The 16,612-nt window shown below is 50.7% G+C and carries 13 protein-coding genes; 3 read left to right on the top strand and 10 right to left on the bottom strand.

Translation table 11 applies throughout. The features are described from left to right. Positions 1-37: 37 nt before the first annotated feature. The 7 genes from ASG81_RS18610 to lepB form a co-directional block, all read right to left on the bottom strand. Positions 38-1,978, bottom strand: a complete 1,941-nt coding sequence (locus ASG81_RS18610; protein WP_056637392.1) for a TOMM precursor leader peptide-binding protein — start codon at positions 1,976-1,978, stop codon at positions 38-40. Beyond that, positions 1,975-3,927 carry a putative thiazole-containing bacteriocin maturation protein gene (locus ASG81_RS18605; protein ID WP_056637388.1) on the bottom strand — a complete coding sequence of 651 codons (1,953 nt, stop codon included), beginning with the start codon at positions 3,925-3,927 and terminating at the stop codon, positions 1,975-1,977. The genes ASG81_RS18610 and ASG81_RS18605 overlap by 4 nt, the downstream gene beginning before the upstream one ends. 165 nt (positions 3,928-4,092) lie before the next feature. Then, positions 4,093-4,311, bottom strand: a complete 219-nt coding sequence (locus tag ASG81_RS18600; RefSeq protein ID WP_056637383.1) for a hypothetical protein — start codon at positions 4,309-4,311, stop codon at positions 4,093-4,095. A 328-nt stretch (positions 4,312-4,639) separates the two neighbouring features. Further along, on the bottom strand, positions 4,640-7,669 hold the full coding sequence (locus tag ASG81_RS18595; protein ID WP_056637381.1) for an efflux RND transporter permease subunit: 3,030 nt from the start codon (positions 7,667-7,669) through the stop codon (positions 4,640-4,642). Between the two features lie 24 nt (positions 7,670-7,693). Continuing rightward, positions 7,694-8,383: a response regulator transcription factor gene (locus ASG81_RS18590; RefSeq protein WP_056637378.1), complete on the bottom strand. Its 690-nt coding sequence runs from the start codon at positions 8,381-8,383 to the stop codon at positions 7,694-7,696. After that, positions 8,361-9,836, bottom strand: a complete 1,476-nt coding sequence (locus ASG81_RS18585; protein WP_056637376.1) for a sensor histidine kinase — start codon at positions 9,834-9,836, stop codon at positions 8,361-8,363. Before ASG81_RS18585 ends, ASG81_RS18590 begins: the two co-directional genes overlap by 23 nt. Positions 9,837-10,029: 193 nt before the next feature. Next, positions 10,030-10,572 carry a signal peptidase I gene (lepB, locus tag ASG81_RS18580; RefSeq protein ID WP_056637374.1) on the bottom strand — a complete coding sequence of 181 codons (543 nt, stop codon included), beginning with the start codon at positions 10,570-10,572 and terminating at the stop codon, positions 10,030-10,032. A gap of 168 nt (positions 10,573-10,740) precedes the next feature. On the opposite strand from lepB, the gene ASG81_RS18575 reads away from it, so the two are divergent. Further along, complete coding sequence (locus ASG81_RS18575) at positions 10,741-11,952, top strand: MFS transporter (RefSeq protein WP_056637371.1); 1,212 nt, start codon at positions 10,741-10,743, stop codon at positions 11,950-11,952. Beyond that, entirely contained in the window at positions 11,949-12,539 is a 591-nt protein-coding gene (locus tag ASG81_RS18570) for an HAD family hydrolase (protein ID WP_056637368.1), read from the top strand. Before ASG81_RS18575 ends, ASG81_RS18570 begins: the two co-directional genes overlap by 4 nt. Here ASG81_RS18570 and ASG81_RS18565 read toward each other — a convergent pair. Together ASG81_RS18565 and ASG81_RS18560 are read right to left on the bottom strand one after the other, a co-directional pair. Beyond that, positions 12,522-14,294: an ATP-binding cassette domain-containing protein gene (locus ASG81_RS18565; RefSeq protein WP_056637359.1), complete on the bottom strand. Its 1,773-nt coding sequence runs from the start codon at positions 14,292-14,294 to the stop codon at positions 12,522-12,524. The two genes, ASG81_RS18570 and ASG81_RS18565, sit on opposite strands and share 18 nt — an antisense overlap. Continuing rightward, positions 14,284-15,135, bottom strand: a complete 852-nt coding sequence (locus ASG81_RS18560; RefSeq protein ID WP_056637357.1) for an ATP-binding cassette domain-containing protein — start codon at positions 15,133-15,135, stop codon at positions 14,284-14,286. Before ASG81_RS18560 ends, ASG81_RS18565 begins: the two co-directional genes overlap by 11 nt. A gap of 124 nt (positions 15,136-15,259) precedes the next feature. On the opposite strand from ASG81_RS18560, the gene ASG81_RS18555 reads away from it, so the two are divergent. Beyond that, complete coding sequence (locus ASG81_RS18555) at positions 15,260-15,886, top strand: biotin transporter BioY (protein ID WP_056637354.1); 627 nt, start codon at positions 15,260-15,262, stop codon at positions 15,884-15,886. 216 nt (positions 15,887-16,102) lie between these two features. Here the strand turns inward: ASG81_RS18555 and ASG81_RS18550 are convergent, their stop codons facing one another. Beyond that, positions 16,103-16,597, bottom strand: coding sequence for a RicAFT regulatory complex protein RicA family protein (locus ASG81_RS18550; protein WP_056637349.1), 495 nt, complete (start codon positions 16,595-16,597; stop codon positions 16,103-16,105). Between the last annotated feature and the right edge of the window lie 15 nt (positions 16,598-16,612).

Below are 16,612 nucleotides of genomic sequence, written 5' to 3'. Positions count from 1 at the left end.
GCTTAGGGCAAAACCGCTTTGAAACTTCAGACGGGACTTACGGAAACGGATGCGGATGCTGATTTAGCTGTTCAGGCGTGAGAGGCTTATCTGTATACCCAAGCTCCGCAGGGATTCTAAGGACCCTCTCCAAACCGCTTAAGCGGATAAGATGTTGACCGAACGTCATCGGCAGCATGCCCGGAATCAATACCTTCACACAATGAAGTCCATTGCGCAGCGTTTCCGGCGTCGTCTGATCCACAACGATCACATCCAGATTTAACTCGCGGAACGTTTGAAGAAAGGCCTTTAAATCATCAGTCAAATCCGCATGCTCGGCCTTTGGTTTAAATTCCTCTGCGAAAGTCCGGTACGATCGGCCATTTTGGAGCAAAAAGTCAAATCGTTCCTCCGCTTGCTTTAAGCTGTACAGCATCGAATGATCGTCCATTTGCCGGACGAGAAACGGATCATACATCATTTGTTCATACTGCTCCCGGTTCTCCTCCAGCTTCTCGTTCAACGAGAGCAGCAAGCCCGCGATCTCATGGATCGCGCCTTTTGCCGCACGGACCGGATCCGGATGCGCTCCAGCCGCGCAAATCAGGTTTACTCCCTTATCCGTCCTGTTTTTGGCGAGCGCCCAAACGCTTGGAATGCCATGTTCCATCGTCGAGTTGAATAAGTGCACGTCATAAGAGACCACCTCGCGCAAACGTTCGACCATTAAATTCAGCTCGAGATCCCCGGCGGAGTAAGGATCCAGGGGTGCAAGCGGCAGCTCCGCATACCAGGCCATAAGGAACGAATCGCGTTCTACTACTTCCAATATGCCGTAAAAAATGGCTTCCTCAAGGCTGCCGCCTAACGCACAACCGTTGGAGGTTTCGTAGACAAATCCATGGCCGCATCCCGAGCTGTAGTAGGCGAGCAGCTCGGGTACGAGAATCGGTCTCTCCTGCAAAAACGAGTAGCCCCACACCCAATCGATTTGCCTGCTTGGATCAAACGGCCGGAATGGAAAGCCGGGTCTCTCATACTGATCCTTTCCGTGTACGCCTACCAAAACGGGATTGAGCGCTAGCTCTTTTAAATTAAGGTAACTGTCATGAACGGCCGTCCTCTTCCCGCGCGGCGACATGCCGCAATATCGCTCCAAACCTTCTAAAATGGCCGTCATCTCGCTGTCCGCATAGGAATGAGTACGGCCTGCGCAGCCTTCATCCCCCGAGAACAAAGGCAAATTTATGCTCGAATCTGCAAATGGCGACATGAGATCGATCATTTTTCCGTTTAAAAAGCCCATCCGAGCGTCCAAATAATCATTAGCCACTAATGCTTTCAGTTCAGCCGCCGAGCGGCACCGATAGCTGTTTTCACTGATTTTCGGACTAGGCTGCAGCGAAATCCTGGCAGCCGATGCAGAATCCTCAGGTGTTCGTCCGCATGACGGACAGAGCGGATCCGGCAAAAAGAAATGAGCGGTGCTGTTCAACGTTTGCAGATGGATGAGCATGATCCGGTTTTCTGTTCGGGCAGGGGAACCCGTAAGCACTCTCCGAACCTCAGCTGCAACTACTTGAGCCATGTGCAAAAGACCTAGGCGCGAAGACCACACGTCGGAAGAAATCCCTTCCTGCATGAGGTGCTGCTGTATTTCCCACATTTCCTTCCGGTCGTTTCCAGCCATTAAGCGGCGAAGATCGGCGCAACTTCCGCATCCCGCCGCTCCAGGAACAACCAACGGTCCTATCACACCCTCGCCAAATGAAACAAACCCTCTCAGCCAAGGTATACCGGAGCGCTGAAACTCTTCCTCTGCAAATTGATGATCTGATGGCATATAACCATCATGCAGTACAAGTGCCAACTTAGCCGTTTCCGGCACTTCGGATGTAAAATCCATCTGGCGGACAATCTGGTAGTCTGCGGATAATTCGCCGCAAACATAATCTGCGAGCTGCCCTTCCCCTATAACTGCTACGATTGCGCTCACTCTTCAACCTCCTCTCGAAGCGACACTCCGAACGCTCCCGCCAGCCCCTCTTTCAAAAACGCTTCAAATGACAAATCGTAGACCACCAGGCGCTTCCGGTTACGGTTTAATTGCTGCAAAGCGGATTGCAGCACCTCACGATGTTCCAATGGGTCGCATGCCGGAATGGTTACGTTTCCCGCCGTAGCTTCTTTCACTTTCATGGAAGACTTACTAAGCGGATTCGCCGTATCGCGGGCTTCTTTGTTTTGGGCAGCCAGCAGCGCTCGCTGCAATGTTCTCCGCAGCGCCCTTGTACGATTGAAATCGACCGCGTCATACCAGCAGCCGTTTGATTCGACCCAAGCGACAGGGAAGCCTATTTCATCCTCATCAAAGCCGATCGACGGTGCACCCTGTATCGTCGTTAACGCGCTTAAATAATAGCGGCAGCGTTCATCCTCTACTTTATCAAGCTGCACTAGATTGACAGATGGAGCATGAACTTCTACTGCCCTTACATGTTCGTCTGTCAGACATTTTTGCAAACCGCGGCAAATGCCTTCCGCGATCGACTCCCCCGCTCCGACTCCCACAAATTCAAGCGTTCGAGGCTGGGCGGCACCGTCGCTTTCCGCATGTACAGCATTTACAAGTAAGTCTGACATTCGCGACACATAAGCTTCGATGCCGGCAAGCCCTGCTTCCCTTCGTACCTCTTCATGATTGATGCCGTTGCAAATGATTTCCGGCAGCATCTCAGACGGTCCTGCCGACAACGGGTCTGCCGTCTGCACGCGGCACTGGGACAATGGAAGCTGCCGCAGCTCCCCTTCCTCCCATACATGAAAAATACCCGTTTCACTTGATGTTAACCGGCTGAAGTAAGTAATCAAGCCAGTTGAGCGCTTCTGTTCCGATTCACTTTCTAACAGCAGATCCAAATTGTCTATCTGATCGATACAGGGACGACCGCTTGCAAGTGGATGCGGCAGGAACGCGTGCCAGCCCCCTTCCAATGTCTCCAAATCAAGCAGGAACAATTTATTTTTCAGCTCCGATACAGCAACTGCCGTAGCCGTTTTTAGCCATTCAAAGACGATTACATTCGCAAGCATAGCTTCTGCCGTAACGGAGACAGTGTGAAGCCGGGAATCTTTATGGACGGCTTGATGATGGACCCGGCGCCATGCGGATTCCCAGTCCCCCTCTGAATCCGGTTGTATAAGCGGCCCGGCAAGCCCTGCTTGCCTCACCATTATGGCGGGCAGCAGAACCTTTTTCTCCTCCCTGCAAATTTTTTGAAGAGCCCTTAGATCCTGCTCGCCATCCTCTCCCGACACAAACAATACCGCATCGAACGGCTGCACCAACGAACGCCAATCGATCCCCCCCTCCTTAGGCAGGCTGACCTCATCCACGTTGACCTCCGGGTCTGTTCGGCGGGCATGCTCCGCCAGCTCCAATATCCGCTGCCGATTCGTCGTTTCAGGATTCGTAATCACCATACGAATTTGCGGCATCCCAGACTCTAATAAAGACTTCACTAGCGATACAAAAAAAGTACCGGAACCGGCGGCGAGCACGTTTGATTGACGAAAGAACTGAAACTTGTATGCACCCGAGCCTTCAAAGCTGTCCAAAAATTCGATTTGAGAAGCATATTTCTTAAGAACAGCTTCTTTAAGCTGATGCGGCCGGTCCCGGCTTACATCCCGAACAAATCCGTTCGTATACAGGACTTCCGCGATTTCATATATGTGCTTTTGGTATTGATCCGGCAGGCCATCCGTTAATTCATGCATCGAGTGCTCTCCGTTAAAGACCGGCATTAATTTTTCAATCCATTGATTGATCGTACTGCCTTCCATTCGGAACGAACCGATATTGTTTCGAAAATAGACGCTTCCGTCAGAGCTCGGGAGAAAAAAAGTATCCCCTCTCACTTTAAGACGCATAGAAGAATCCAAATTTCATTCCTCCTTATCGTAAATTGTCACAAATCCTTGCAACATTTCCTCTATAAAGGTATGTATGCCTATTTGTCCGTCATGCCAGCTTCTATATAGAAAGACGCCCCTGTCAGCCGAATCGCTGACAGGGGCGTCTTGAACTTCCATTTACTTGCTCATTTATTATGCACTAGTCGTTGCAGCGGGCACAGCTGCCGCAACGAGAGCAGTTGCTGCAGCGAGCGCAGCGGAAGCAGTTTGCGCAGTTAAAGCAGTTTGCGCACCTGAAACAACTGCTGCACCTGAAACAGCTTCCGCAGGAACAAAAACCGATACAAAAGCCAATGCAAAAGCCGATGCAGAGCCTTGAATTGTCTGGATCAACTTGACCTTGACCGGCATTTGGCGTCATTCCGCTCGTTTTGTATGGGTCAATATTCAGATTTTGAAGATCATTTTTAAACTCATTCATCACTGTAACCTCCGTTATGTGTTCATGATTTATTCAACGGTTTAGACAAGAATCGAGATCTGCAGGTTGAGCAGCCCGAACAGGTCTAATGCCGTTGATCGTTCATGACATAACGTATGAAGATAGCTCCGCTAGTGTTCCTGCTGCATTCGCCCATATACAGGTTTAATAGAAATATTGTTTACGTAGAGGGAGGCTGCCTTCAAGGTCGTTGACCTTGTAGACAGCCTCCCTGTTACACCTTAAAATAAAGCCTCATTATCCTTCTTCTGCAGCGCGCGGTTTTTTCTTACGGTTTAAGAACTCATATACGACGGGTACAATAATGAGCGTGAGCAAGGTCGAGCTCGTTAAGCCGCCGATGACAGTAACCGCCATCCCTTTAGAGATCAGTCCGCCGGATTCGAAGCCAAATGCAAGCGGAATCAGCGCCCCGACAGTAGCAATCGCCGTCATTAAAATCGGACGAAGCCGAGTGCCCGCTGCTTCAAGCAACGATTCGCGAACGGATAAGCCTTCTTTCTCCTTCTGGATGACGCGGTCGACTAGAACGATCGCGTTCGTGACTACGATACCGATTAACATTAGCGCTCCGATCATCGCGGTAACACTAAGGGTTTCCCCTGCTATAAGCAATGCCGCTAATGCACCAATAATCGTAAACGGCAGAGAGAATAATATCGCGAAAGGCGTCACGGCTCCGCCAAACGTAATGACAAGCACGAGATATACAACCGCGATTGCCGCCAGCATCGCTAATCCAAGCTGCGTAAACGATTCATTGATTTGGTCTGTTACGCCGCCCATTTCAATGTCAACACCAGCAGGAAGGTCAGTCCCGTCAATCATCTTCTGAAGCTCAGTTGATACTTTACCTACATCAGACGCCGTTACATCGGCCGTTACTTCGGCATAAATCCGGTCATCGCGTCTTGTAATCGTGTTAGGCGATTCGCCTTCCTCGATCGTCACAACGTCTTTGAGCGCCACTTCCTTGCCCATCTGTGATGTCAGCATCACGTTTTCAAGATCTGCTTTGTTTGAATACGCCTTTGCTTCAACCTTTACATAAACGTTGAATGTTTCGCCGTCCTTTTCGATAGTCGTCAATACGGGACGTTCGCGAACCGGACTAAGCGCCATTGCAATTTGGCCAGCTGTTAGGCCGTTTTGAATCAGCTTCTCTTGACTCGCCACAAGTCTGTATTGCTCATACGTTTCAGACAAGCTGGAACCGATATTTTTCAAATCCTTGTTGCCCTCAAGCTTTGTCACTAATTCGTCAACCACTGGCTGCAGCGACTTCATATCCGGTCCATAGACGAGCATCGATACGCCCGATCCGCCAAGGCCGCCGCCGGTGAAGTCCTGCTGCTTCCATTCGCCTTTGCCGCCTAACGCCTGAAGAAGCGGTACGATTTTTTCTTTTTCAGCGGTGAAGTCCGCAAACTCATCCTCATAGCTCAGGTTAAATAAGGCTTGCTTCGAAGCTCCCGGACTAAATGGATTTTGACCGCCCACTGAATATTGCACAACTGCAATGCCTTCGCGATCAAGCAATTGCCGTTCCGCTTCGAGCGACAGCTTCTCAACGTGCTCGCGCGTCTCGCCAGGGGCTGGGTTATAGGATACGACCATCATTTTTTCCTCGTCGCCGGCCAGGAAGCTGACGCCAATAACGGGAACGAGGAATAAACTTCCGACTAACAGAATGACAGCCAGACCAAAAGCGGCTAATTTGTGATTGAGCGACCAGAGAAGAACGCCTTTGTACCCCTGCGCCAAACGGCCCGGCCGGTCTTGATGCGCTTTGCCCGGCTTTATGCCTTTACGGAACATCATATGCGCCAGCATCGGCACAACCGTAATCGCTACAAGGAGCGATGCCAATAGCGCGAACACGATCGTTAATGCGAACGGAAGGAAAATTTCGCCGATCATGCCGGACACAAATCCAAGCGGCAGAAATACCGCAATCGTTACGATGGTCGACGCCAATATCGGTACGAACATTTCGCGCGTGGCGTCGAAGATCAAATCCTTGCCCCTCAGTTTCTCTGTGGAGAGAGCCATTCTTCGGTAGACGTTCTCGATTACGACTATGGAATCATCAATCACCCGACCGATAGCAACAGTCATTGCGCCTAGCGTCATAATGTTCAGTGTAATATCCATCCGGCTCAAAAGCAGGAGAGCTATCAGGATCGACAACGGTATCGATACAACCGCAATGATCGTGGAACGAATATCGCGTAAGAAGATCATAATAATAATGACAGCGAACAACGCGCCTATGACCGCTTTGCTTAACATCGTGTTCACGGATTCCTCAATAGGTTTCCCTTGATCGAGCGTCGTGACGAACGATAAGCCTTCATTTTTTCCTTCAAGCTGTTTGATTTCCTCTTTCACTTTGTTTACGACATCGACGGTATTGGAATCGGCCGCCTTCACCACACTCAGACCGATTGCATCTTTGCCGTTCGTACGGGAAATCGACTCCGCTTTGCCTACAATGGTAATATCCGCAATATCGCTTAGCTTGACGCCCGGCATGATCATTAGATTTTTCAAATCATTCTCTGAAGAAATATTTCCGTCAACGACGATCGCCTTCTCCGTATCGCCGAATTCATAAATGCCAAGCGGGACGGTTACGGCCGAAGCTTGAATGATCCCTTTTACCATATCCTCAGTCAAGCCGAATGGCTTCAGCTTATCCTTCTTAAAGGCAAGCTCGCCTTCCATCACATTTTGGCCTGAAATTTGAATGCTTGCCACACCTTCAATGCCTTGCAAATTCGGCAAAACATTTGCTTGAACTTCCTTTGTTAGCTGCTCCAAATTCATGCTGTCGTTAGACAAGCTAAGCGATAGCACCGGAAAGGCATTCAGGCTGATTCGTGATACCGAAGGGTCCTGAGCGCCATCCGGAAGCGATAGCTCAGAAAGTGCATTTTTCACTTCGGCAGCCGCTTTATCCATATCCGTCTCATACGAATACTCGATCACAACCGAGGAAGCATTCTCGTAGGACGTTGAGCTGATGATGTTCACGCCGTTCAGATTACGTGTGCGCTGCTCGATCGGCTTCGTGATTTTATCCATAATTTCTTCCGGGGCAGCCCCGGGATATACCGTCGTCACACTAACGATAGGTACCGTTATGTCTGGCAATGTTTCCATCTTCATATTCATTCCCGAATAAAGCCCGGCGATTAAAACCAGCAGCGTCAATATCCATAAAGCAAATTTGTTATTAATCGAAAATCGTATAATGCTTTTCAATTTGTTCCACTCCTCGTCTTCTATCTATACTTTAAAACGGTAGCCAACTCCCCAAATCGTCTCGATATATTGGGGCTTTGACGGGTCATGCTCTATTTTCTCGCGCAGTCTCCGAATATGTACCGTGACTGTAGCTGCATCCCCGTTCGAATCAAGCCCCCATATCCGCTCAAACAGCTCTTCCTTCTCAAATACGCGATTGGGATGAGAGGCCAGCAGAAGCAGCAGCTCGTATTCCTTAGATGTCAGCATCGCTTCCTGTTCATGAATCATCACTCTGCGGGATGGCTTATCAATGAACAAACCGCGGATGCGAATCAGGTCGCCACGCTCTGTTTTGTCCGACGTAAGCCGTTCATACCGGGCTAAATGTGCTTTCACACGCGCAACGAGCTCGCTTGGGCTGAAGGGCTTCGTCATATAATCGTCGGCCCCTAAGCCAAGCCCTCTAATTTTATCGATATCTTCCTTCTTAGCTGTCACCATAAGTACTGGTATATTTACCGTCTGTCTAATCTGGCGGCAAATTTCGAAGCCGTCTATCTTTGGCAGCATGACATCCAAAATAATAAGGTCAAACTTTCCTTCCAATGCTTTCTGCAGCCCGATATCGCCTTTCCCTTCAATGTGCACGGAAAAGCCGTAGCTTTCCAAGTAATCGCGTTCCAGCTCGGCAATGGCTTTCTCGTCTTCAATGATTAGTATGTTTTTCATGCGCGCCCACCGTTTTGACGGGTATCGACTTAGGCAGCTTCAGACAGAAGCGGGCTCCCCCATGCTCTGCATTTTCCGCCCATACGACACCGCCGTGCCCTTCAATAATTTGTTTGACAATTGCAAGCCCGAGACCGCTTCCGCCTGTTTCTGAATTGCGGGATTGCTCCGCACGGTAGAAGCGGTCAAATATATGAGGCAAATCGTCCTTATCAATGCCCGGACCCGAATCTTCGATTTCTATGAGAGCGTGCTGCTCTAATTCCTTTACTCTAACGGTGATATGCTTTGCTGCATGCTCGGACTGCTGACCCATATATTTGACGCAATTGTTCAAAATATTAGTGAGTACCCGGGTGAGCTTATCCGGATCAGCTGCGATCATGATCGGCTCCGCTTGCTCTCTGTAAAGCAGTCTTACGCCCGATTTCTCCAGATCGAAGCGCTGCTCGACCAAGAAATGCTCCATATAACGGCTAATATCGATTACTTTAAAATCGAATGCGACGGTTTGCAGATCTAGCTTCGAGAACAGGAACAGCTCATCAATCAATTGATCCATATCCGCAGCCTTCCGGTAGATGGTCTCCATGTAACGGCTGCGCTTCTCCTCCGTGTTCGCAATTCCGTCCATAATTCCTTCAACATAGCCTTTTATTGCTGATATTGGTGTTTTCAGATCATGCGAAATGTGGGAAAGCAGCATTTTGCGATTTTCTTCATATTGCAGGCTTTGATCGATCGACTGCTTCAGCCGCACCCTCATATCCTCGAATGCGATGCTGAGCTGTCCGATTTCACCCTTCGTCGTCGCCTCGACTTTGTGAGACAGATCACCGTCCTTGATTTGAAGCGCCGCCGCCTCAAGCTTCTTAATCGGACGGATGATGCTCCTGGAAACGAAATAAGTAAGCAGCAAGCTCGTTAAACCGATGAATGCCAAGCTGAAGGCTGTGCCGACAGGTCTCCAATAAATAGGAACGGTATCGTTCCTTCTGAGCAGCACAGCTCTGCCTTCGCCTCCATCCGGATAGGCAAAATCGACCGTGCTCGTTTCGAAGCGGTACGAATTGAACGTTACCGTTGCTGGCGGCTGCTCTAATAGCTGCTGCCAATTTTCATTCGGCGCGGCCCGCTCCAGAAAAGGGGCGACCGAAGTTATCTTCCCCTCCCTTGAAATAAGCAGGCCCGCCCACAACTCTCCCAGCCTTTCTTGAATCTCGGCCACGTATCGCTTCTTCTCCAGCTCGCCTGCATCATTACGCAGCACATATGACAATTCGCCATATACGAGCGCTTGCTGATAGGACTCTTTGTCTTCCCTCTCATAGTAATGACGAACATCCTCGACGCCGCCGGCATAAAAAATGAAGATCATAAAAGCACTCATTAATATGATCGGTACGAAGACCATTGCCAAGTAAGACATGTACAGCTTCACTCGAATAGACAATCCATTTCACGCCTCGCTGATCCTTATTGTTGAATCTATGGTTTATCATAACGGCTATTTCTAAACGAACTTGTAACCAATTCTTACGAAATTATTACGTTTGTTGAATAAGGCTTAATATATTAATGGCATTATTATTTAACGGCATAAATAGTTCGCCTGGTTTAATTAAGCAAACTGTACGTTGCTCCTGCTATTTGTCAAGCGTTCCGAACTTAGGAAGCGGCCATACGCGTAATACGGCTTTGCCCTCGATGCTTGATCTTGCGATCGGACCGATTTCCCGGCTGTCCATGCTGTGCTCGCGGTTATCGCCCATGACGAACAGCTGCCCCTCTTCTACTGTAAACGGGATGTCTACGCTGCCCGCAAACGTCTGTCCTTTGACGTAATGCTCATCGATTTTTTCCCCGTTCAAATATACTTCCCCATTATGGATATCGACTACATCACCCGGTAAGCCAACGACTCGCTTAATCAGGCGCAAATCACTCTCAGGGCCGTTTATTATGACAATATCCCCGTGACGCGGCTCGTGAAAATGATAGGACCACTTATCCTCGATCAAACGTTGTCCCGCGACAAGCGTATTTTGCATGGACACATTACGGACCTCCGATTGCGCATATACATACGTCTGGAACAGCATGGCTACGGCAACCGCTATGCCTAACGATACAACCCATTCCCGTAATGGTTTAAGCCATTCTTTAGCTTGATGTTTTTCTGTTTTCACAAGCATTCTCCTCTTCCATTAATCGTTTCCACTGGATAAAGACCTTAAAAAGTCCATTGCTTTATACGCCATTGAATGGGGAAAGTTTCCAAATGAGCTTTGAAAATAGGGAGTGACAACGGCTGCTGCCATGCGCTAAAGTGAAAGTGAGAGGGGTTTTTAAGAGCGATGAATCAAATATCGGCCGCACAAAGATTGCTTTTTACGACTGTAACCATTTTATACTGGACCTCTATGTACGTATACGTCCCTACTTTATCGCCTTACCTAAGCGATCGCGGACTAACTTTGCCTTTTATCGGCATCGTGCTTGGAAGCTACGGCTTCGTGCAAATGTTCGTTCGTTTCCCGCTCGGTATCTTGTCAGACCGCTTCGGAAAGCGCAAGCCGTTCATCCTGCTCGGCATGCTGACCGCAGGAATCAGCTGCTTGCTGTTTCTTATACCGGGACTTTGGATATGGCCGCTTGCGGGCAGGCTGATGGCAGGCGTTTGCGCTTCCACCTGGGTCGCTTTCACGGTCCTTTACGCCAGCTATTTTGGAGCCGGACAGACAGGACGCGCGATGGGCAATATTAGCGTGATGACCGTGTCGGGGCAAATGATCGGCATGCTGCTTAGCGGCTGGCTCACTGACGGTTTTAACGCGATTGCGCCGTTCGCCACCGGGGCTGTGCTTGCAGTCATCGGATTTCTGCTTGCATTTATGCTAAAAGAGCCTCGTTCGGAGCTTCGCGAGCAGCCGGGCATGTCTTTTGCGATGATTAAAAACGTGGTGCGAACGAAAACGCTGCTGCAGGTATCGCTGCTCTCCATTCTCGCTCATGGCGTTCTCTTTATTACCATGTTCGGGTTTACGCCGCTTAAAGCGGAAGAAATGGGAGCTGACGGGCTTAAGCTGACCATGCTTGTGTTTGCTTTCATGCTTCCTCATGCCTTCGCCTCACTCGTAACAGCAAGGTGGTTCACACCTAGATTTGGTTATTGGGGCACGATTGGGCTTGGCTTTATTTTGAGCACGATTTGCACGGCGGCTATGGTATTAGCGGATTCGTTCGGCGTGCTCGTCGCGACTCAAGCGATTAACGGCTTTGCGCAGGGATTGCATATGCCTCTTCTGCTTGGACTCGCTATTCGCGATGTCGAGCTTCCCGGACGCGCTACCGCGATGGGCTTGTATCAGGCATTGTATGCGATCGGAATGTTCTCGGGGCCTTTTCTGGCCGGCTGGCTGAATGAAAGCTGGGGCTTGAATGGAGGCTTCCTGTTTGGTTCAATGCTCGGCGCAATAGCATTCGCGCTTGTCGTCGTGTGGGCTATGAAGGAGCGCCATGCAAAGGTGATCATACGTAAAGAGCGTGCTGAGGAGGTTAGAGGATGATGAGACCCCAGCTCGTGCTGGATATCGGCGGCGTGCTTGCGACAAACTTATCGCCTCTCTTCTGGCGGCTGCTGGCAGCGGAAGCCAACGTTTCCGAAGAAGCGCTCTACTCTGAATATAAACGCCAAATAAGCGAACATTTGTGGACGGGCAGCATTTCGGAGGAGCAGTTTTGGGAATGGATCAATAAGCATGCGCCCAAGCTGAGCTCAGAAAGAGCGAGATCCTATATAGATAGAAGCTTGCAGCCATTGCCGGCGCTAGCGAAAATCGCTGAATGGAACGATATCGCCGATATTCACCTGCTAAGCAATCATCTACCCGCTTGGATCGAGCCTATCGTTAAGCCGATCAGGCCCTATTTGAAGAGCGTAACGATCTCAAGCGAGGCAGCTTTAAAAAAGCCTCACCCGGAAATTTACGCCAGGGCGGCCGCATTTATACCGTCAGGCAGCCATGTGTTGTTCGTCGATGATCAAGAAAAAAATATAAGGCAAGCAGCGTCGCTCGGCTGGCGGACGCTGCTTGCCGATGAGGATGGGCAGTGGATTTCCTTCGTTCTCCCGCTGTTAAAGCAAGAAAGCTAAGACGAAGAGCAATATGCCGCTTCCCGCAGCAATACTGAGCAGATAGACATCAGGCAGGCCGAATCGCAGGCGGAAGCCATAAGCGGGCTTTCGCTTCGAATAGCCGAAACCGCGCGCCTCCAGCGCATCCGCCATCTGCTCCGCTAAACGAAGCATAGAACGCATATAAGGAATAAGAACCGAAAGAAGCATGTTGAATGGCACTGTTCTCAGAGGCGTAACCGCCTTCCCTCTCGCATGTGCAAGCTTTGCAAACCTCTCCCACTCTCCTGTTAAAAGCGGAATAAACCGAAAAATTAGCGTTACGATTAGCGCGAAAGAATGAATCGGTACTCGCAGCCTGTTAAGCCAGCCAAACGTTTGCTCGATGGCCCTCTGCAGCCTGTAAGGCGTCATGAGCTTAAGCATCGGCATCCCAATAAGCATAATAAGAAGCAGCTTGCCAAACTTTATCGCAATCGGCCAGACCTTATCCCAATCGAAGGATAACGGCCCAAATTCTACGCCCCCTATTACGCAAAAAATAAGGATCATCATGACATAAGCGCGAATGACACGCAGCCAAGGCCGTATGAGCGCTCGAAATGGCACTAACAGCAACAGCGTTACAAGCGCGGCAAGCGATAGCTCCAAAGTCGTTTTTTGCGCCAGCACGCTTGCCGAAAGAAATAAATAAACAAGGACAAGTGCACGGGGATCGAACCGGTCGGAACGGAGCGGCGTAAGTCTTTCTGTTGCTGGAAGGGCGAAGTCTGCAGTGGATCCATTAGCTGCTGCAAGATCATCTTCCGGTTTACAGGTTAACGGTTGTTCTTCCTTCAGTGATGGTTTGGGCAAAATGCACGCCTCCGCTTGACCAGCTGGGGCGGCGGCATGCAGCGCCGTCCGCAACGCCGTCCGCCGCGCCAGCTCCGCTGCCAGCGCCGCCGCAACCTCGCGCGCCGCCGGCCACGGCGCCCCGTCGCTCCGCGCCGGCACCTGCGGCGGCAAAGCCGCCTCCGCGCGCAGCTCCGCCAGCACGCGAAGCGCCTGCGGCGCCGCTGCGGCATGCGCAACCGCCGCCGCAGGAGCCGCTGCGCGGACCGTGCCGCCGTCAACCACGGCGACCGCGTCCGCCAGCGGCAGCAGCGCGTCGAGGTCGTGCGTTGCCACGACCGCTCCGCGCCCCGCCGCCCTGTGCGCCTCAAGCACCGCGCACAGGCGGCGGATACCGGCGGCGTCTAACCCCGCCGTCGGCTCGTCCAGCAGCAGCCATTCCGGCTCGCACGCCAGCAAACAGGCGAGTGAAAGCCGTCGCTGCTGCCCTCCGCTGAGCGTCCATGGATCACGCTCCAGCATCTCCTGCGGCAAGCCTGCACCCTCAAGCGCCCGCTCCATTCTCGCCTCCGCATTAGCGGCATCCACATCGTAAGGCTTTAGCGAATAAAGGAGCTCGTCCCGAACCGTAGCAGCAAACCATTGCGATTCAGAGCTTTGCATAGCTATGCAAAGCCTAAGCGCCACGTCCCGATTAAGCCGCCTTCTGCGGCTGTCTTCCGCCCACAGCGGATTACCGCCGAGCTCGATGCTGCCCGCCTGGATCATTCGGATTCCTGCGATCGCCTCAAGCAAAGTTGATTTTCCCGCACCGTTGCGTCCGGTCAGCAAAGTAATTTTCCCCGCTTCGAAGCTCATATGAACATCTTTAAGCAGCTGTTTTTTTTCCGCTCCGTCAGCATAGACGCTAACGCCGCTTAACTTCCAATCAGCGTTCATAGCGTTTCACCGCCTCTGCCAGCATATGGGCCGTAAATGGAAACGGCCGCAGCTTGACGCCTTGCTCTTCAAGCTCCCAAGCGACCTGCGCTGCATAAGGCGCTATAAAGCCGAGCTGCTCGCATATGCTGTCTTTCGCCCCGGATTGAGATCTGGCAAACCATTCTCCAGCTTGTCCGTCATACGCAATCAAGCCTTCATTCATCGCCACGATGCGATCTCCCTCGCGCAGCTCCTCCAGCTTTTGCGTAATCCACATAACCGTGACGCCGGATTTCTGCAGGCGCCTGACCTGCTCCAGCACTGCGCACGCTGCCTCGGGATCCAGCATAGCCGTCACTTCATCTAGAACTAGCAATGGAGATTGCACCGCCAAGCAGCCTGCTATGGCAACCAGCTGCTTTTGCCCGCCGGATAGGGTTTCAATTGGCTGATGCAGCCGGTCGCCCATCCCGACTTTTCGCAGCGCAAGTGCGGCTTCTGATGGAATATCGGCAGCCGCCAGCTCATTTTGCTCAAGCATAAGAATGACGTCCTCCCAAGGCGTTGCTCCGACCATCGCTGTCTCCGGCTGCTGCATCACGATCGGAATCGGCTTGCCCTCTGCTGAAGTCTTTATGCTCCTCGTAATTTGTCCGGCAACGCCGGCTGTACGGAAGCCCGCAGCTACTTTGGCAAGCGTGCTCTTCCCGCTGCCGTTTCGCCCAACCAGCGTTATCCACTCCCCTTTATATATAGTCAGGGACACATTTTTTATTAGGGGCAGCCGCTTCTGCCCTTCCAGCATGACAGGCGGCGTAACCGTTACTTGCTTCATTTCGATCTGACTGATTTCATCCAAAAAACTTTCACCCAACCTCTTCCCCAAAACGATTGGCTATGCTACAATTCTATTTTGTTAACTGAGTCCAAATAAATATGGTTAACATTAAATCCGCAGCTACATAAAGGAGCCGTTTCAAATTATGCAAACCAATAACATTCGATCGCTCGTCTTCATTGCTTTATTCGCTGCATTGTTTATCGTCATGAGCTCACTGACGATTAAACTCGGAGGCTCGTTTGTTCCCATTACGCTTCAGACATTAGCTGTTGCGTTAGCCGGCCTGTTCCTGACGCCGCGCAACGCTTTCCTAAGCATATTCATCGTCATCGTGCTTGCGGCATTCGGCCTGCCGTTGTTCAGCGGCCAAGGCGGAATTGCACATCTGACAGGACCTACAGGCGGCTTTATCTTCGCCTTTCCGTTCTGCGCGCTATTAGTCAGCCTTGCGGTTGGCGCCTTCTTACGCAGCAGCGGCTCCAAAGGAAATAAAATCATCGCATTTATCGCTTTTTTCATTATTTTCGAGTTATTCAGCTCACTGTGCGCATACATTCCGGGTATTCCTTGGCTCATGCAAGGTTACGATCTTACCTTCCAGAAGGCGATGATAGCCGGGTTTTATCCCTTCATCATCGGTGATGCGCTGAAATCGCTCGCCGGCACGATTTTAGCAATCTCCTTAACACCTTACATTGTCTACATTCGCTCGTCAACCGCAAGCAGCCGTGCGGAAAAATCTTCATTTAACGCACAAAGCCACAGCTGACTTATAAAAAACCGCTTATTCCTTTCATTGATTCTCATCAACAAGGGATAAGCGGTTTTTGTTATTTATCCTTTCGGCCCCGTGCCCGGATAATTCTTAATATCTGAATAATTCATTTTAAAAAAAGCCGCATATGATACTGCGCCGACGGGAGCTGCATCATATACGGCTTATTCCTTTTCATACAGGCAGCCTTCACTTGTTGACTAGAGCGGCTTACTCGATGCACTCCTCTGGAGCTGGCTCCGACGCATCTTCCACGTTGATCTTCTCAGCTACCGTGTCGCGTACAATTGAGATGACAAGCTGCAGCAAATAGTTAATGTCGGATTGACTTTGTTGAAATTCGGTTACGATTGGAATACCGTCAAGCTCATCCTGCAGCTCTTCCATCTCGCCTTCAATTTTTTTAACCATATCCGCGTTTTTGAAAGTCGTTTCGAATGCGACAACTTCCTTTTGTTTCTTTTTGATTTTGGTAATAAGCTGCTGAATGCGCTCATTTCCATTGATTTGCTGCTCCGCGCGGCGATAGTGCTGTACTTCCTCCGATGTGAAGATTAGATCGGCCAGCTCCTTCGCTTTTTTCGTAATATCTTCGCGTACAATAAGGTCGCGCGTATGAAAGCTCGGAATGCCGCAGCCCTCTCCATGCTCATGCCCGTGATCGCATTGACCCGCTTGATTTTCTGCTGTATGCTGCTCTGCCATTTGTCATCTCTCCTG

The sequence above is a fragment of the Paenibacillus sp. Soil522 genome, assembly GCF_001428245.1.
In the GTDB taxonomy this organism is placed as follows: domain Bacteria; phylum Bacillota; class Bacilli; order Paenibacillales; family Paenibacillaceae; genus Pristimantibacillus.
The sequence above is the reverse complement of the archived record's forward strand: the minus strand, read 5'-3'. Positions and strand labels throughout refer to the sequence as shown.